General features: G+C 62.4%; 14 protein-coding genes. 7 read left to right on the forward strand and 7 right to left on the reverse strand.

Features of this window, described 5'->3' with window-relative positions:
- Positions 1-8: 8 nt before the first annotated feature.
- Positions 9-1853: an ABC transporter ATP-binding protein gene (locus tag AC0ZT5_RS12940; protein ID WP_488496751.1), complete on the forward strand. Its 1845-nt coding sequence runs from the start codon at positions 9-11 to the stop codon at positions 1851-1853.
- Positions 1854-1870: 17 nt separating this feature from the next.
- Here AC0ZT5_RS12940 and AC0ZT5_RS12945 read toward each other — a convergent pair whose 3' ends face one another.
- Complete coding sequence (locus AC0ZT5_RS12945; RefSeq protein ID WP_095082865.1) at positions 1871-2146, reverse strand: exopolysaccharide production repressor protein; 276 nt, start codon at positions 2144-2146, stop codon at positions 1871-1873.
- A 600-nt stretch (positions 2147-2746) separates the two neighbouring features.
- Here AC0ZT5_RS12945 and AC0ZT5_RS12950 point away from each other — a divergent pair.
- Together AC0ZT5_RS12950 and AC0ZT5_RS12955 are read left to right on the forward strand one after the other, a co-directional pair.
- Positions 2747-3424 (forward strand): sugar transferase, encoded by a 678-nt coding sequence (locus tag AC0ZT5_RS12950; RefSeq protein ID WP_184873244.1) that lies wholly within the window; start codon positions 2747-2749, stop codon positions 3422-3424.
- 84 nt (positions 3425-3508) lie between these two features.
- Complete coding sequence (locus AC0ZT5_RS12955; protein ID WP_477281739.1) at positions 3509-4774, forward strand: polysaccharide biosynthesis/export family protein; 1266 nt, start codon at positions 3509-3511, stop codon at positions 4772-4774.
- Between the two features lie 371 nt (positions 4775-5145).
- Here the strand turns inward: AC0ZT5_RS12955 and AC0ZT5_RS12960 are convergent, their stop codons facing one another.
- The 5 genes from AC0ZT5_RS12960 to AC0ZT5_RS12980 form a co-directional block, all read right to left on the reverse strand.
- Positions 5146-6459, reverse strand: coding sequence for an O-antigen ligase family protein (locus tag AC0ZT5_RS12960; protein ID WP_488496752.1), 1314 nt, complete (start codon positions 6457-6459; stop codon positions 5146-5148).
- Between the two features lie 216 nt (positions 6460-6675).
- Positions 6676-7503: an SDR family NAD(P)-dependent oxidoreductase gene (locus AC0ZT5_RS12965; RefSeq protein ID WP_488496753.1), complete on the reverse strand. Its 828-nt coding sequence runs from the start codon at positions 7501-7503 to the stop codon at positions 6676-6678.
- A 78-nt stretch (positions 7504-7581) separates the two neighbouring features.
- Positions 7582-8067, reverse strand: coding sequence for an acetone carboxylase subunit gamma (locus AC0ZT5_RS12970; protein ID WP_488496754.1), 486 nt, complete (start codon positions 8065-8067; stop codon positions 7582-7584).
- Positions 8064-10268: a hydantoinase B/oxoprolinase family protein gene (locus AC0ZT5_RS12975; RefSeq protein ID WP_488496755.1), complete on the reverse strand. Its 2205-nt coding sequence runs from the start codon at positions 10266-10268 to the stop codon at positions 8064-8066. Before AC0ZT5_RS12975 ends, AC0ZT5_RS12970 begins: the two co-directional genes overlap by 4 nt.
- A 13-nt stretch (positions 10269-10281) precedes the next feature.
- Positions 10282-12411, reverse strand: coding sequence for a hydantoinase/oxoprolinase family protein (locus AC0ZT5_RS12980; protein WP_488496871.1), 2130 nt, complete (start codon positions 12409-12411; stop codon positions 10282-10284).
- Between the two features lie 160 nt (positions 12412-12571).
- Between AC0ZT5_RS12980 and AC0ZT5_RS12985 the strand changes: the two genes are divergently transcribed.
- From AC0ZT5_RS12985 to AC0ZT5_RS13000, 4 genes are all read left to right on the forward strand, one after another.
- Entirely contained in the window at positions 12572-13351 is a 780-nt protein-coding gene (locus tag AC0ZT5_RS12985; protein ID WP_488496756.1) for a helix-turn-helix transcriptional regulator, read from the forward strand.
- Positions 13352-13600: 249 nt separating this feature from the next.
- Positions 13601-14932: a glucoamylase family protein gene (locus tag AC0ZT5_RS12990; RefSeq protein WP_488496872.1), complete on the forward strand. Its 1332-nt coding sequence runs from the start codon at positions 13601-13603 to the stop codon at positions 14930-14932.
- Positions 14922-16445 (forward strand): mercuric reductase, encoded by a 1524-nt coding sequence (locus AC0ZT5_RS12995; protein WP_488496757.1) that lies wholly within the window; start codon positions 14922-14924, stop codon positions 16443-16445. The genes AC0ZT5_RS12990 and AC0ZT5_RS12995 overlap by 11 nt, the downstream gene beginning before the upstream one ends.
- A 119-nt stretch (positions 16446-16564) precedes the next feature.
- Positions 16565-17782 carry a glycosyltransferase family 4 protein gene (locus AC0ZT5_RS13000; protein WP_488496758.1) on the forward strand — a complete coding sequence of 406 codons (1218 nt, stop codon included), beginning with the start codon at positions 16565-16567 and terminating at the stop codon, positions 17780-17782.
- A gap of 18 nt (positions 17783-17800) precedes the next feature.
- On the opposite strand, the gene AC0ZT5_RS13005 is transcribed toward AC0ZT5_RS13000, so the two are convergent.
- Positions 17801-18376, reverse strand: coding sequence for a DUF1349 domain-containing protein (locus tag AC0ZT5_RS13005; RefSeq protein ID WP_477281722.1), 576 nt, complete (start codon positions 18374-18376; stop codon positions 17801-17803).
- Positions 18377-18386 lie beyond the last annotated feature (10 nt).

Here is an 18386-nt window from a genome sequence, read left to right on the forward strand (position 1 = left end):
GCGCAATCATGTCGAAGTCCTCAGTCCTTCGCCTGTCGCTGTTTCGAGACGTTGCCGCATTCGGCGCCGTCATCGCCCAGATCGGCGGGCGGCGAACCTGGACGGCGCTGCTCTTCCTGATCCTGGGCAGCCTGACCGAAGGCATCTCCATCCTGCTGCTGGTGCCGCTGCTGCATCTGGTGGGACGCGCCGAACAGGACTTCGCGGTCAAGCTGCCGAACAATGATTTCATACGCTGGCTGGTGCCGGATGGAACGCTGCAACTGACGACGGTGCTTTGCCTGCTGGTCGGGCTTGTTGCCGTGCAGGCGGCGTTCAACCGCTTCAAGTCGGTCTACATGGCTAAACTGCTGTTCGATTTCATCAACCGCGTGCGCATGAACCTGTTCGAAAGCATCGGCAAGGCACGCTGGGGCGTCTTCACTCGCATGCGCAGTTCGGACCTCGACCATGCCCTGACCGGCGATATCGACCGCGTCCAGGGGGCTGCCTTCTCGCTGTTGATGCTGGTGCAGATCGCCGTGCTTCTGGCCGGCTACCTGCTGGTTTCGGTGTTCATTTCGCCTGTGATGACGCTGTTTGCCGTCATTATCGGCATCGTGATGTTCGTGGCGCTGCAGCCGTTTCGATCGCGGGCCACCGCCTTTGGCCGGGTGCTGACCGCCAATCGCCAGGATCAGTACCGGACGGTTTCGGAATTCCTCGGCGGCATCAAGGTGGCCAAGAGCCTGAATGTCGAGGCGACCTATTTCGCACAGTTGCAAGCGACGCTCGAAAAGATGAAGGCCGACAATGTCGACTATGTGCGCAACAGCACCATCGGCTCCGCGGTGTTCCAGGTGGCGAGCGTCGTTGGCTTGAGCCTGTTCATCTATGTGGCACTGGTCCGCTTCAACCTGTCGCTGGCCGAGATCGTCGTCCTGCTGCTGGTTTTCATGCGAATTGCGCCGCGCTTCATGGACATGCAGACGCAGGCCCAGCAGGTCTTGATCAATCTGCCCGCCTATACGGCGATGCGCGGCATGCAGGCGCGTTTCGATGCTGAGCGCGAACCGGGCGATGCCGAAACCAGCGAAGGCGGCAAGCTGTCTCTGGCAACCGGCCTCAGCATCAGGGACGTCTGTTTCGGCTATGGCGACGACCCGGCCAAGATGGTCGTCAAGGACATCACCTTCGGCCTGCCGGCCGGCAAGGTCACCGCCTTGATCGGCCCCTCCGGCTCGGGCAAGAGCACGATCGCCGACATGCTGCTCGGCCTGCTCGAGCCGACCGCCGGCACGATGCTCGTCGATGGCGTCGAGATCGATGGCGGCAACCGCCGCCGCTGGCGCGATCAGGTGGCCTATGTGCCGCAGGACGTGTTCCTGCTGCATGACACGATCGCGGCCAACCTGCGCCTTGCCGCGCCGCAAGCCAGCGATGACGATCTGTGGACCGCGCTGCGCTCAGCGCACGCCGGCGAATTCGTCGAACGGCTCGACATCAGGCTCGAGACGGTGGTCGGCGACCGTGGCGTGCGGCTTTCGGGCGGCGAACGCCAGCGCATTGCGCTTGCGCGCGCGCTGCTGCGCAAGCCGTCCCTGCTCATCCTGGACGAGGCCACCAGCGCGCTCGACTGGCAGAACCAGTCGCTGATCGCCCAGTCGATTGACGGATTGCGCGGTACCATGACGATCCTGACCATCGCCCACCGGCCGTCGATGATCGCCTTCGCCGACTGGGTGGTGGCGATGGAAAACGGCCGCGTCGTCGAAGTCGGGCAATATCAGCGGCTGAAGGAAAAAGCCGGCAGCCGATTGTCGCGGATGCTTTTGGGCGAACAGTCCGAGAGCCAGCCCGCTAACGTTGCGTGAGGCTGGCAGGCTTCTGGTTAGTGCAGGCTTCGCCTGGCGCTGCCCAGCTTCTCGCCTTCGGCCACCTCGGGCGCATTCAGCTTTCTCTCCGCGTCGCGAGCCATGTCGGCCGGCGTCGGCGGGCTTCTGGCGATCATGGCATAGACGAGCACGAAGTAGCCCGCCTGAATGATAATTGCGCAGATGATGACGCGGATCAGCGTCGTACCGATCGAAGCGCCGCCTAGCCAGGACCAGGCAACGACGATTGAAAGAGCGAAAATCATCCCGACGATGAATTTTGGAAGTGCCATACCCAACAGCCCATAAACCGGCTCGGGTCTATATAACGATTGCCCCACCCGAGCGCCGTCCCTTGTCATGCGGGCTTGTTAAGGCGCCCGCTCTCGGCCGGTTGCTTCCGGCCTTTTCTACCTGTCGCCACTCTGACAGGTATAATTTGCAATTCTATTAAGGCGAGCAGTAGGCGGCAAGGGCAACTCCGGATATTTTTGATTGAGCTTTTGCGATCGATTCGGCCATGCTGCAATGCACGCAAAGGGATTTGAACCGACCTCGAATGGTCGCCATTCTTGAGTAAAAGAAACAATATTAAGTAGTATTTTACGGGATTTGCCTTGAGTATCGAGCTCTGCTAAAGCACTATTGTGCTCCGTGCCTTACCCCATAGGACTGCCCGCCTAAGAACCGCCCCAAAAAGGCCCTTATTTTTCAGGGTTTGCCCATTTATTGTCACAAATGTGCTAAATATCCCGAAATTTGTGCATGGCTAGCTTATTATTTAGTCAATTCATGACGCGACTATTTCAACCGGTTGGTAAATTGTGTGTTGCGCTGCAACATTTTTTTGGTATCTTGCGGCGAACCATTCGTTCACGCATGGAGTTTACGGCATGAGGGACGTTGCCAAGTCGGCCACAGCGGGCTTTTCGCAGGTCGACATCGATTTTCCGCCGCCGATCGGCGGCCTGCTCAAACGCAGCTTCGATATCACCGGATCACTGATTGGCTTGATTGCTCTCAGCCCGCTGTTTGTTATGATCGCTCTGCTCGTCAAACTTTCCGACGGCGGATCGATTTTCTACGGCCACAGGCGAATCGGACGCGGAGGACGGATTTTTCCGTGCCTGAAGTTCCGCACCATGGTTCCCGATGGCGACAAGGTGCTGGCCGCTTATCTCGCAACCAACCCGGACGCCAACGCGGAATGGGTGGCGACCCGCAAGCTGAAGAACGATCCGCGCGTCACCCGCGTCGGAGCGGTCTTGAGGAAACTCAGCCTCGATGAGCTGCCGCAGATCATCAACATCCTGCAGGGCGACATGAGCCTTGTCGGGCCGCGTCCGGTCGTGCGTGACGAGCTCGAGATCTATGGCACCTCCGCCGTCTACTATCTGAAATCCCGCCCGGGCCTGACCGGCCTGTGGCAGGTGAGCGGCCGCAACGACGTCTCCTATGACAGCCGCGTGGCCTTCGATCGCCACTATGTCGAGAACTGGTCGCTGTTCGAGGACGTTCGCATCATCATCAAGACAGTCCCCGCCGTCTGGATGTCACGCGGTTCTTACTGACCGGCCGCGATACCAGGCATTCGGCGGCAAGCATCATCGGGCGATGGGGCTAAAGCGGATCGGAACGTTCAGTTGAAAACAGATATGTTTGAAGCCCTTCGCAGCGGCCCGGTTTCCGGCCGGCTGCGGCGGGCGCGTTTGCTGGCCACATGCGTTGCCATGTCGCTGGTCATCCCTCACATCGCCGCCGCCGACGAATACCGTCTCGGATCGCAGGACAAGCTCACCATCCGCGTTGCCGAATGGCAGACGGTCGAAGGCACATTCCGTGACTGGTCGGCGGTGAATGGCGAGTACACGGTTGGCCCTTCCGGCACGCTGTCGGTGCCGTTCGCCGGCGAGCTTCCGGCATCCGGCAAGACCACCTCCGAAATCGCAGCGGCGATCGGCCAGGCATTGCAGCGCAAGCTCGCTCTGTCGGACAAGCCGGAAGCCTCTGTCGAAATGGCGCAGTACCGGCCATTCTACATTTCGGGCGAAGTCCAGAACCCCGGCCAATTTCCCTATGTGCCAGAGCTGACAGTGCTGAAGGCCATCAGTGTCGCCGGTGGGATCAGGCGAAACGCCGACTATGGCCCGCAGCTCGGCAAGGACCTAGTCACCGCCAAGGGCAATTTCGATATCTCTGACGACCAGCGCATTCGGCTGCTCGTCAAGCGCGCCCGCATCGACGCCGATATGGCCGGCAAGGCGAGTTTCGAGGTGCCGAAGGAGGCTGAGGGCGATCCCAGACTGCCAGCCATCGTCGCAGACGAGATGACGATCCTGACCTCCGACCAAAAGGCGCTGAAGCTGAAGCTTGAGGCGCTCAGCGATCTGAAGGGGGTTCTGCAGTCCGAAATCGAGTCGCTGCAGAAGAAGATCGTCAACCAGCAGCAGCAGGTCGACCTGGCACAGCAGCAGCTCACGAGCATCGGCCCGCTGGCGCAGAAAGGCCTGATCGCCAACGCCCGGCTGCTGGATTCGCGGCAGTCCGTCGCCGACCTGCAGGGCAAGATCCTGGACTACGAAACGGCCATCCTCACCGCCAAGCAGGCGATCAGCAAGGCGACGCAGGACGCCATCGATGCCCAGAACACCTTGAGTTCAAATCTCGCCACCGACCGGCAGCAGACCGAAGCTGACCTCAACGAGGCCGCGCTCAAGGTGAATATGCAGAAAGGCCTGATGGCCCAGGCCAGCGATCCCTCGATGAGAGTCGCCAGCGACAGCGACCAGCAATCCAGCCTGCTCTACGCATTGGTGCGAGTCGTCGACGGCAAGAGCAGCGAAATCTCGGCGAAGGAAGATACGCCGGTGCTGCCTGGCGACGTGATCAAGGTCAAGCTGGCGCCGCTGACCAGCCAGTAGACCCCTAGAGCAGTTCACCGTTCACGGAAACGGCGAACCGCTCTAACTCTTTGCTTTGACGCGATTCCCTAAGGGAACGCGCTACGCGCTTTTCCCGGAAAACCGTTTTATACTTTCCTGGAATTGTTCTAGCCAGCAGACCCGGAAACCCCAGCACGATCCGGCGTTTTGATCCATCCCGCCAGGGATGGATCCCGCCTTGGGGCAGGCCTGCTTGGGCGAAAGCTCCCGAGCGAAACCGCCGTTGGCCCTGCTTCCGCCTCCCAAACGATAAAGCGCGTCGCGTTTGAAGGGATTCATGCGACGCGCTTCAAGCCTTTGTTTTGATGCATGTCAAAACCGCTGCGCAGTTTTGAGCGCCATGCATCGACTCAGGACGGGTTGGCGGCCGCCGGACCATTCACATGCCGGGGCCAGGGGGCCTCTCTCTTGGCCGCCTCAGCCTGCTCGAAGGCGGGGCTCCACCGCGTGCGGGTGACCGGCAGCCGCGCCAGCTTGAAGAAGCTGAAATACATCAGGAAAGAGCCCATGATGTAGGGGTTGAGAATCTCGACCTCGACGAAGGAGCGGATCAGGAGCAGCACCATCACGCCGAAGAGAATTACCGAATCCGCTTGCCATGCCTTGAAGATCACCGCCGAGACGTGGCCGTAGAGCGTGCGCAGCATGATCAGCGAGACCAGCGTCGCTCCGACGAAGCCGAGTTCGACGAGGGCTTCGATATAGGTGTTGTGGAAATGGAAGCCGGTGCGGGTGGTGATGTAGAATTCGTTCCACAGCCGCTCGGCTTCGGCGAAGCCCTGCACCCAATAGGCGGCATAGCCGAGGCCGAGAATCGGCGCTTTCTGCACGGCGTTCCAGCCCTGCTCCCACAGATAGGTTCGCCCGGTGAGCGTCGAATCCTTACCGAAGAGGCCAAGGACGAAGTCCATCAGCCCGAGATTCAAGGCGACGAAGGCGACCACGACCAGAAGGCCGGCGCCGATCAGGAAGATCACCCGGCGATAGCGCCGCGACAGCAGCTTGCTCATGGTAAGAAGCGCCACCAGTGCCAGGACTGCCGGTATCGAGGCCATCGAGGTGGCGGAATGCGCAATGACGAGCAGATAGGCCGACAACAGCACGATAGGCACCGCCAGGATGACGCTCCGCCAGCCGCGCCTGTAAAAGGCAATGAAAACGACGCAGAAATAGATGCCGAGCGAGGCGACAAAGCCAATCTGGTTCTTGGAGGCGAAAGCGCCGACGAAGTTGTAGGTACCGTCGAGAACGTCCTCGGAATAGTTTCCGACCCGCAACGAATAGAGCAGGACGACAAATATCCCGATCAGGGCGCCTATGGTCAAGGTGCGCACGCTGACGGTGCGCGCCGCGACGTAGGCGCAGGCAATATGGGAAAAATATTGGATCGACGTCCTCGCGGTGATGCCGGGCGCCTGCGACCAGAAGACCGAGAAGCAGACATAGGCGGCAAACAGTAGCGGCAGCCAGGCACTGGACAGGTGCCGCAGGAACCGCCGGTAGTCGACCAGGATGAGCGGCAGCCAGACCGCATAGTAGGCGAGGATCAGGATCTGGCCGAAAATGACCGAATAGGAAAACGCCCAGATCGAGACGGCAACGGCAAAACTGCCATAGACCGAATTCTTCTCGGGATCGACCAGCAGGGACTTTGGAATCTTCATCTCAGAGTCCCGCCGGCGCGACCCAAGGCCGGCAGGCCGTGGGCCAGCCGGCATATCCGCAAACAAGGGCGTGCAATAAACGGCGTCTCCATTGTGCAGTGCAATATAACCTATCGCGCCCTGCGCTCAATGGCAAATCCGGTCACCTTGTCTTACAGCGAGGCGATTGCCGAGATCAGCCGTCGCCTCGTCCTGCCGCAGCTGCCTGGATCAGCGCTACCACAGTGCTCCGCCGGTGATCTGAATGTTTTCCATGGTGATGCCCTTGGCCAGATCCGAGCACAGGAAGATGGCAAGAGCCGCGATCTCCTGTGGCTGCAGAAGGCGCTGCTGCGGGTTGCCGCTGGCGATTTCGGCCATGGCTTGCTCCGCCGTGCGCCCCTTGCCTTCGCGCTCGACGACCTGCGCCACGTTGCGGCGCATCAGTTCGGTCTCGACCCAGGTCGGGCTGATCATGACGCAGGTGACGCCATGCGCCGCCCCTTCCAGCGCCACGCAGCGGGTCAGGCCGAGCAGGCCGGCCTTGGAAGCGCAATAGGCCGGGTTGTCCTTCCAGCCGACGGAGGCGGCGGTCGAGCCTATGTTGACGATACGGCCCCAGCCGCGCCCGATCATGCCGGGCAGCACGGCACGGGTGACGCGGAAGGCGCCGGTCAGATTGGTGTCGACGATCTTGTCCCACAGCGCGTCGGAGTGGCCGCAGACCGGCTGCTCGGCGGTGGTGCCGGCGGCGTTGACCAATATGTCGGCGGGGCCGATAGCTGCTTCGGCTTCCGCCACGAACTGGTTGGTGACGTCGCTGTCGCGCACGTCGAGATGGGCGGCGTGAACCTTGGTGCCATGGACGGCAAGAGCCGAACGCACGCGCACGATTTCGTCCGCGCCGGGATAATAGGCGGCATCGGATTTGTCGGCGCCGGCGGGCGCAATGTAGGAGCCGACGGCGACATTGGCGCCAGCCTCAGCCAGTGCCGTGGCAATGGCAAAGCCCATTCCGGAAAACCCGCCGGTGATGATCGCGCTGCGGCCGGAAAGGTTTGTCATCAGTCGTGGTCTCCAAGACAATTCGGTGCGGGCAACCAGGCTACCTTGCCTGCGACGCGGCTCACAAGATCAGTGTCGTCAAAGTGGTTTTCCCAGCCATTCGCGATAAAACCCTTCGAGATCGGGTTCGAAATCATGCACGATCGGATAGCCCGGTGCCGCCGCCTCGACCTCGTGCAACGTGCCGCACTGTGGGCAGATGAATTCGCGGATTTCCATCCATTCGGGATCAGGAAGATCGCTGTTCGGATAGATCTCGCGCAGGGATTGCTCGCTGTTGCGCACGTTGATGGCGGCGTTGAGCTTCCAGTTCTTGCGGTAGTCGCCGAAGGAATGGCCGCACTCGCAGCGGGTGATGCGCTCATCGCCGCTCTGGCAGATGAACAGGTGGTCCGAGACCGGCAGCAGGATTGGATCTTTCCATGCGACGCGGTCCTGATAGACGGCGACCATTTTGAAGAAGCGGTCATCGTCCTTGTAGGCGCTCATGATGCGCCGGGTCTGCGGCCAGGGCAGCTGGCCGGCAGCCAGATCGCGGATGACTTCCTTGCTGTACGAGGTCATGGCTTTGCTCCCGGCGTGAAGATCGACCTGGCGTCGACGTTCCAGAAATCACTGAAATCCTTGGTGAAGCGCGACGACAGCTTGATCGCGCTGGCATACATTTTCTTCACCTCCGGCGCGAAGTCGGCTTTCTCGACCCGGCCTCGCTCGGCGGCGATCCAGTCCGCCACCGGGATTGCTTTCGCCAGCCGCTCTTTGCGCATGGCGGCGCGACGCGTCACGGTCGCATCGATATCGGCCGTGGGATAACCGTCTTCATCGTCCTTCAGCACGATGCCGAACACGCTGTCCGCCGCTTCGCGGGTGAGAAAACCGTTCTCGACATCCGAGGCCGTCTTGAGCGGATCGCGCTCCAGCACGTCGCCATAGCCGCCGCCGCCATTGTAGGAATGGCTGAAGATATCGCCTTCCTTGTGCGGCGAGGTGATGTAGGGGCCCTCGACCACGACATGGTCGCCGCCAATGTTCTTCTCGTAGTCCGACATATGCGGGTCGATGCCTGGCGCATGCGCCAGCGGTTCGCCCCTGGCCGCCAGTTCATGGATGTTGGAATTGCGCACGGCGCGGTGCTTCTGGCAGGTCGGCGCCGGATAGCCGCCGCACATGCCGCCATTGTCGAACACACGCGAAGAGTGCTCCGAGGTGTGGAGCCGCAGATGCGAGGTCTTGTTGATCAGCCAGGTCGAGACGAAGGAACAGCCGCCGCGATATTTGCCGGCACCGCCGGAATTCGGCACGATCGAACGGCCGATATAGACCATCGGCATCGACTGTTCCCAGACCTCGATGTTGCCCATGTCGGATTCCGGGTTCCAGCCGACATAGGCGGTGTCGAGACCGTCCTTGATGGCGAGCGCGCCGGAGCCGGCGGCGGCGCATTCGAAATGCGCCATACCGAACGGCGTGCCGTACTGGCTTTCGCCGCCCATCTCGATCATCGGGCTGTTGACCTGGCCGACGAACGCCTCCTCGACGAAACCACGGGCAATGAAACTGCGCGACAGCAGCCGTTGGAACACGCCATAGGCCGGCAGCAGCAGCGCCCATGATGTGGCGGTGGCCACCATCTCGTTGTCGGGGTTGGTCCAGGTGCCGTGCGGCAGTTTCAACTCGGTCGCCATCCAGGCGCCGTCATTGACCAGGCCTTCGAAATTCATGTGCTGGGTCAAGGTGACGAACATGCCGCCATCCATGCCGGCCGGCGTGCAGTTCATCGAATGGTAGCCCCAGGGCTGGGTGCCCTCGAAGTCCATGGTGATCTTGCCGTCGGTGGTGATCTCCATCTCGATCGGGATGTTGTAGAGCCAGTCCGGATCGCCGAGCAGCTGGAAGCCGGGCTTGCCCGCGGTGACGTGGCCATAGAAGGTGTGGCCGCGATAGATGCCGGGCACGGTGAGCTGGCGGGTACGGGCAAGCTGGGCACGACGGCCTTCCTCGATGAACTCCTTCGACACCTTCATCCAGTAGTCGAGGCCGATCTCGGAAATCAGCTGCTTGACGCTTTCGCGCATGTCGATGCAGGAGGCGACCTTGGCCTTCTCGTCCAGCACCCAGTAGATCGGCATGCGCAGATTGCGCTCGCAGCGGATCACATAGTCGCGGCGGATCTCGTCATTCTCGCCGATCTTTTCGGCGCAGACGAACAGGCCTTCGGTGAAGCGTTCCTGCGCCAGGCAGACGTCGCCGCCGGGCGTGATGCCGCCGGCTTCGAGCTCGTGGCAGACCGCACCGGCCCAGCCGACCAACGTGCCTTCATGGAAGATCGGCACCACGTCCATCACGTCGGGCACCTGCACGGTGCCGATGAAGGCGTCGTTGTTGGCGAAGATGTCGCCTTCGCGGATGCGCGGGTTTTCCTCGTAGTTGTTCTTGATCATCCACTTGATGAAGCGGCTCATCGTGTGGACATGCACCATGATGCCGTTGGAGAGCGCGATGGCATCGCCCTCGGGCGTGTAGATCGCCACCACCATCTCGCCGACCTCGCGCACACCGGGCGAAGCCGAGATGCGGCGGGCCATTTCGCGGGCCGAGACGCAATAGGCGCGCAGCTTAGTGTGCAGCGTCTCGAATTTCAGCGGATCCTGGTTGCGCAGCGTGAGTTCCGTGATGCCGTCATAGCATCCGGTCTCTTCCATCAGCCGCTCGGAATCGAGCAGTCTTTCGCGAAGGCGCAGGGCCGAGGCAGGTTTGTCCAACATGGCGGTCGCCCTCTCAAGCGTGGGTGTAGTGCAGCAGCGTCCATTCATCGACATGGACGCGGTCCTGCGGATGAACGACGAGCGTCGTGGCGGGATGTTCGATGATGGCCGGGCCGATCACCTCATGGCCGGGCTGCAAGAGATCCATCTCGTAGAGATTGGCCTTGTGCCAGCGCCCACCGATATAGGCCTCGCGCACGCCCTTGTGGGCGGCAGCCGGATTGGAGGCACCGAGCGGCCGCTTGAGCAGCACCGGCTTGACCTTGTCGGCGGTTGCGATCAGGCCGAGCTCGGTGATGGTGAAGCCGGCCTCGCCATAGCGTGACACGCGGTGGTTGACCTTGGCATAGACCGCCTCGAACTCGTCGAGCACCTTGCGCATGTCGTCGGCCGAATTGATCTCGGCGAGCGGCGCCATCACTTCGACGTCCTCGAGCTGGCCGGTGTAGCGCATCATCAGGAACGGCACTGTCCTGATCTTCTCGCGCGCATGGCCGTCGGCGATCATCTCGTCGACGGCCGCCTTGGTCAGATCGTTCCAGACCGTGGTGACCTTGGCGCCGAAAGCGGCAAGCGTCGCCTCGTCGGCGCGCGAGGGGATATCGTGCTGCGTCGACACCGAATGACGGCGCATGAAATCGGCCGTGGTGCAGCCGAAGGCGGAGAAGGCGGCGGCAAACTGGAAGGTGATGATATCCTTGAAGCCGATTCCCCTGGAGCAGCCGGCCAGATGCAGCGGGCCAGAGCCGCCATAGGACAGCAGCGTGAATTCCGACGGATGGATGCCCTGGCCCGAGATGACGCGGCGCAGCGCGTTGTTGGCGTCGGCCTCCAGCATGTCGATCATGCCTTCGGCGGCCTCCTCGACACCAACGCCGAGCACGTTGGCGCACTTTTCCTCGAAAACCTTGCGGGCCTTCTCGACCTGCAGCACGACCTTGCCGCCGAGGAAGTAATACGGGTTCAGGCGGCCGAGAATGGCGTCGCAATCGGCGATGGTCGGCTCGGTACCGCCCCTGGCGAAGCAAATCGGGCCGGGATCGGAGCCGGCGCTTTCCGGTCCGAGACTGACTTTCTTGGTCAGCGGATCGACCTTGAGGATCATGCCGGCGCCAGCACCTATGGTGTCGAGATGCAGCGTCGGCACGTTGAGCTTGAAACGGTCCATCAGCGGCTCGTTCTCGATCCGCGTCTGGCCGCGCGTGATTACCCCCATGTCAAAGGAGGTGCCGCCCATGTCCGAGCAGATCAGCGAGTCATTGCCGATCAGCTTGCCGACATAGGCCGCACCCAGGATGCCGCCGATCGGGCCTGAAATCATGGTTTCATGCAGGCGCGGATGATTGATCGAGGTCAGGCCGCCGAAGGAGAGCAGCGTCTGCACGCCATATTTGAAGCCGTATTTCTTCGAGACGTCTTCGATCCCCTTGAGCTGCTTGCGGCCACGCGAGGTGGCGTAAGCCTCGATCAGCACCGAGTTCAGCCGCGACTGTTCGCGGATGACAGGGCGGACTTCGTGGCTGGTGTAGACGGTGATCTCGGCGCCGGCCTTCTCGATCTCCTCGCGGCAGATCTCGGCGATGCGCTTCTCGTGCACCGGATTGACATGCGAGAAGATCGTCATGATGCAGATCCCCTCGACCTTGTCGGCGATCAGCTTTTTCGCCGCCACCGCGACCTCATGCTCGTAGAGCGGCAGCACGATGTCGCCGAACTGGTCGATGCGTTCGGTGACGCCATGGGTGCGGCGGCGCGGCACCAGCGGGTCGGGATGATGATGGGTGACCGCATGCAGCCGGTCGGCGTAGGAATAGTCGGCCCAGGCCTGCAGGCCGCGACCCATCAGGATCATGTCCTCCAGGCCCTTGGTGGTGATCAGGCCGAGCCGCCGCCCGGTGCGCGACAGCAGCGTGTTGAGCATGCCGGTGCCGGAATAGAGGACCACGTTGACGCCGGAAAACAGCTGCTCCAGCGAGATGCCCCAGGCGCCCGCCGCGTCCTCGGCCGAAGCGAGGAAACCTTCGGCTTCGTTCTTCGGTGTCGTCGCCGACTTGCCGATCTTGAAGTGGCCGTCCTGATCGACAAGGATCGTGTCGGTCATGGTGCCGCCAGCGTCGATACCGATGACAATTGGATTGCCAATGATTGGCGAATTGCCAACGATGGGGCCGGTGAGGTTGGGCTGGGTCACGGTCGCCTCGGAATCTGGTCTAAGTTGTCGCTAGGCTAGATTCGACGGGTGGCCTCGCGCCATATGCCTAAAGACACAATGACGGGCTGACCGACATCGCCGAAAAAAGGGCATGCGCATGGGGACCATCTGGGCGCCGCTCGCCAAAGCGATCGCCGCCACCGGCACGGACAGGCATATCGACTGCCTGATCGACCTGATCGGCGCGGATATCGAGCACGACCTCGTCACCGTGACACGCTATTCGGCGACGCAGACGCCTGAATTCGTCAAGCACCGGCGCTTTTCGGACGAGATGGTGCAGCGCTACCTCGCCAGCTACTATGTCTTCGACCCCTTCTACGCGTCGTGGCGGCGCGAGCGAAGGCTCGGCATCATGCCGCTGAAACGGCTTGCCGACGACGCGGCCAAGCGCGGCCAGTACATTGCCGGCTTCCTGGCGCAGTCGGAAATCTGCGACGAGGTCGGCATCATGCTGGCCGATGGCGGCGACTGGTGCCTCGGCATTTTCCTCGACCGCTCGGCCACCGTATTCAAGGACAGCGAGATCGCCCTGCTGGACGAACGGCTGCCGGTATTCGTGGCGTTGCATGCGCTCGACATCAAGGCACGCGGAACCGAGTTCTCCCGCACCTCGGCGCCGACCGGCCCCGGCGCCTCGCCCCGGCAGGAGCCGACCATTCCGGCAAGCCTGTGGCCGGAGCTGTCGCTGCGCGAGCGGGAACTGGTCCAGCTGATCCTGGCCGGCCACCCGACGGCGAACATCGCCGAGCGCCTCGGCATCACCGTCGGCACCGTCAAGAACCATCGCCGCCGCATCTACGAAAAACTCGACATCACCACCGAGCGGGAACTGTTCCTGCAGTTCTTCCAGTACCAGGTGGACCGATGAGGCGGCTGCGCCCATTCGCAGGAACATTCCCTGCGTCGGCGGATGCAGCTACAATTCTGCGTGACGGGGGCAACGAAGGGAGCGCTGCACGCGTATGATTGCCAACGCCCGAATCGACGAGAACGCAAGAAAGATATGGGAAAGCCATGACACCGAGTGACAGGTCGGCATGCGCGACAACCTGCCAGGGGCTCGCCATTGCCATGCGAGCGGCGAAGGCTACGGCCATCAGGGTGGAGTGTGCATCGTTTGCTTAGGGCCGAACCCGTAGCGCTGTCCGATGACGAGCTTCTGGATCGCTACCAGCGTGCGGCCTTCGACTATTTCCTGGAGAATGTGAACGCGGAGAACGGGCTGGTCGCCGATACGTCGCGGCCGAATTCGCCGGCCAGCATCGCCGTCGTCGGTTTCGCCCTGTCCTGCTATCCGATCGGCGTCGAGCGAGGCTGGATGACACGCGAGGCGGCGGTGAAGCTGACCCTTGCGGCACTGCGCTTCTTCTCGACCTCCACGCAAGGCAATGGCGACGACGTCACCGGCCACAGAGGCTTCTACTACCACTTCCTCGACATGCGAACCGGCCTGCGCGTCTGGCGCTGCGAGCTGTCCATGGTGGATACGGCATTGCTGATCGCCGGCATTCTCGTCGCCGGCGCCTATTACTCCGGTGACAATGACGAGGAAGCCGAAATTCGCCAACTGGCCGAGGCGCTCTATCGGCGCGTCGACTGGCGATGGGCGCAAGGCAGCAGTCCAACCTTGCGGCAGGGCTGGAAGCCGAAGAGCGGCTTTCTCCACTATGGCTGGGAAGGCTACAACGAAGCGACGATCCTCTATGTGCTGTCGATGGCCTCGCCCGACAGCCCGACTTCCGACGACAGCTACGAAGGTTGGACCGCGACCTACCAATGGGAAAACATCTACGGCTACGATGTGCTCTATGGCGGACCGCTGTTCATGCACCAGTTCTCGCATGCCTGGATCGATTTCGCCGGCATCCGCGACGCTTTCATGCGCGAGAAGAATTCGGACTATTTCGAAAACAGCCGCCGCTCGACCTACCTCCACCGCGACTATGCGCGGCACAACCCCTATGGCTATGGGGGTTACGACGAGAACCTGTGGGGACTTTCGGCAGGCGACGGGCCGGGCGGCTTTCGCACCAGCGTGGAGCGACAGCGTCGCCGGTTTTCCGGCTATGCCGCGCGCGGCGCGCCGTTCGGGCCGGATGACGGGACGATCGCACCATGGTCCTACCCCGCGTCACTGCCTTTCGCGCCGGAGATCTGCCTGGCGGCGTTGCGCCATCTCGGGGATCGCTACCCCGAGGTGGTCGACAATTTCCGGCTGCCGAGCGGCTTCAACCCGACACTGGCGAACCGGCGAAAATTCGGCCGCAACGGTTGGGTGTCGGAAGGCCACTACGGCCTGGACCAGGGCATTGTGGTGATGATGATCGAGAACCACCGCTCGCGCCTGGTCTGGAAACTGATGCGGTCCAACCAGCACATCCGTCGAGGCTTGCGCAAGGCGGGCTTCACGGGTGGATGGCTGTCGAGGGATGACGGCGATGGCGCGTGACCGGACTGCCGCCTTCCCTGTCGACCGCAATGACATCGAGCTGATCCAGTACGCCCATCCACCGCACTGGAAGAACCCGGAGCCGGACGGTCCCTACAACCTCGTCGTCATCGGCGCCGGGCCTGCCGGGCTGACCGCCGCCCGCGACGCGGCTGGCCTCGGCGCAAAGGTCGCGCTGATCGAACGCAACCTGATCGGCGGCGCCTGCGTCAATGTCGGCTGCATCCCGTCGAAGTCAGTCATCCGCACGGCCAGGCTCTATGCCGATATGCGCGATGCCGAAAGTTTTGGCGGCGACACGCCGGAGCGTCTTCACGTCGACTTCCAGCGGGCCATGCGGCGCATGCGGCAAATCCGGCAGCGGATAAGCCGCGCCGATTCGGCCGCGACCATCGCCTCGGAAGGCATCGATGTCTTTTTCGGCGAAGCGCGGTTTGCCGGACCGGACGCGGTCATGGTCGCCGGAAAGACGCTGCGTTTCAAGAAGGCGCTGGTCGCGACGGGTGCCCGTGCGAGCCTGCCGACAATTCCGGGGCTGGCCGAAGCCGGTTATCTCAGCAACGAGACCGTGTTCAACCTCACGGCCTGCCCGCCACGGCTTCTGGTCATCGGCGGCGGACCGCTCGGTTGCGAGGCGGCGCAGGCCTTCTGCCTTCTGGGCGCGAAAGTCATCCTGGCCCAGCGGGATCCGATGTTCCTGCCCGGCGAGGAGCGCGACGCCGCCCAGGTCCTTTCGGATGCGCTGGCGCGCGAAGGGGTCGAGGTTCGGCTCAACACCGAGGTCGTGGCGGTGCGGACGGCAGGCGGCAAGAAGCTCGCCGACCTGCTGCGGGACGACGACACGACGACGATTTCCGTCGACGAGATCATCACCGGCATCGGCCGTTCGCCCAATGTCGACGGTCTCGACCTGGAAAACGCCGGGGTGGCATACGATGCCAACGGCATCAAGGTAGACGATTATCTCAGGACCACAAATCCGCGCGTCTATGCGGCGGGCGATGTCTGCCTCGACTACAAATTCACCCATATCGCGGAGGCAACGGCCCGCATCGTCGTGCAGAACGCCCTGTTCCTCGGGCGCAAGAGGGTGAGCCAGTTGGTCGTGCCGTGGTGCACCTATACCGATCCGGAAATTGCCCATGTCGGCCTCTATCCGGCACAGGCGCGCCAGGATGGCATCCCGGTCAAGACCTATACGGTGCTGATGCACGACGTCGCGCGTGCGGTCATGGACGGCGAGGAGGAGGGCTTTGTCAAAATCCACGTCAAGGAAGGGTCGGATCGCATCCTGGGCGCCACGGTCGTCGCCAGCCATGCCGGCGAGATGATCAATGCGGTGTCGCTCGCCATAAAATCCGGTATGGGACTGCACGCGCTGGCCGACGTCATCCATCCCTTCCCGACGCAGGCACAAGGCATAAAGATGGCCGGCGACGCCTACCGGCGAACCCGGTTCACCTCACTGTGGAAGCGGTTGTCGGCGCGCTGGCTGGCGTGGTCCAGGCGCTGACCCTTGCGGGCCGTCGGCATCAAGCTTGCACCGGACATCCCAGAGGATCATGCGCTTGACGAAAGCGCCGTTCAGCTAAACTAGTCGAACCCCTTTTTGTGATTGCGGAACCGTCTGGAATGCCGTCTGGAACAGAGCCTTGGAGCGCCGAACGGCGTGTGCTGGTTGTGTCGCACGATCCGGCCTTTCCGCCGAAGTCCGGCACGGATCTGCGCAACCACCGCAATGCCGTGGCGGCAGCGGCGTTCGGACCCGTCTGCCTGGCATCGGTGCGGCCGCAGGCTGTGGAAGCCGTCGATCCGCCGATCCGCATCGAGGCCCTGTCGATCGACGGTGAAGCTCGCACCGGTTCGATCGGCTGGTGGCGCATAAGGGCAGAACATCGCATTTTGCGCTCTGCCCTGACGCGGCTCGAGACACTCGTTCGAGACTTCCGCCCGGACACAATTGTGGTCGAGAGCATCGGCCTGTACAAGCTGCTGCAGCCTTTGAGACCCCTGACGAAAAAGCTCATCCTCGACATGCATAATGTCGAGTCCGACCTGGCGGGGCAATTGCATCGGGCCGAAAAGGCGCGATCCGCCGCGGCCAGGCTTGCCACGGCCATTGCCATCAGGCGCCTCGAAGGAAAGGCGCTTTCCCTCGTCGACAGGGTCTGGGTCTGCTCGAACGAGGACCGCGAAAGGCTGATGACCCTTTTCCCGCACAGAGTGCCGGTCGATATCGTTCCGAACGGAATTCCCCACGCTAGCGATATCCCCGAAACGCTGCCCGCCGAGGCTGCGGCCGACAATGGCTTTCCGGTGATCCTGTTCGTCGGCCATCTCGACTATCCGCCAAATGTCGATGCCGCCAAGAGATTAGCCGGCATCATATTTCCTCGCATCCAGGCGGCTTTTCCGGCGGCGACGCTGGTTATTGCCGGGCGTAGGCCGAAGCCTGCAGTGCGTGCGCTGGCCGGATTGCAAGGCGTGGAGCTCATCGAAGACCCCGAAACCATGGCGCCACTCCTGTCCAGGGCGCATCTCACCATCATCCCGCTTGCGGCTGGCGGCGGCACGCGCATCAAGATCCTGGAGGCGATGGCCTGGGGCGTGGCGGTGATCGCGACACCGCTGGCCGCCGAGGGGCTTGGCTTTGTCGAGAACCAGGAGTTGCTGCTCTCGGACAGCGATGAGGTGCTAGCCGACATGGCGGTGGGACTTTGCCTGGACGCTGAACGCAGAGCAAAGCAACGCATCCGCGCGCATCAGGCGGTCTGGGCCAGGTTCGGCCCGCGAGCCATCCGCAACGCCGTTCGCGACGGGCTGGGGCTGGACGAGGCTGGTGGTGATTGAGGCGCCGAAGCATCCGCTTCAGTCGTGCAGTTCCCGCGCTATCGGCGGGCCGACCGAAAAGCCCGAGAATGTAACCTCAAAACCCTCGCGTTGCGGTGAACAGCACATCATGCCGACATCGATCGCCTTCGAGATCGGAAAATAGGCAAGCCGCACGGGCTTCCAGTAACCATCGGAAGCATCGAGATACTGGATGCGGATCGTCTCGGCATGACGGGTCAAGCGGATCCGCACACCGTGCGGGCTGGCCGGAATGGTGGCCAGCGACCAGTCCGAGGCATCGTTGGTGACGACGACGGAAAAATACATCACGCCGTCGGTGTATTCGATACCGGCCTTGATCCAGTGCGTTTCGCTCAGCCGGACCATCAACCCCGCCTGGTCGTAGAGCACCTCGTAACGCCCTTCGACCGTGACCTCGGCGGTGAAATCGCCCTCGACCTTACGGTAGAGGAAGTGGCCGTTGTCGCGCCAGAAACCGTAGAAGGTTTCGCGCCAGAAATCGGTCTCGTTGCCGGTGCGCACACGAACTGTATCGCCGTCGATGGCATGGTGCGGCGGCGGATTGAGCCAGGTCAGGTCTCGCAATGTCATCGCCGCGCGC

The organism is Mesorhizobium sp. CNPSo 4670, assembly GCF_057784235.1.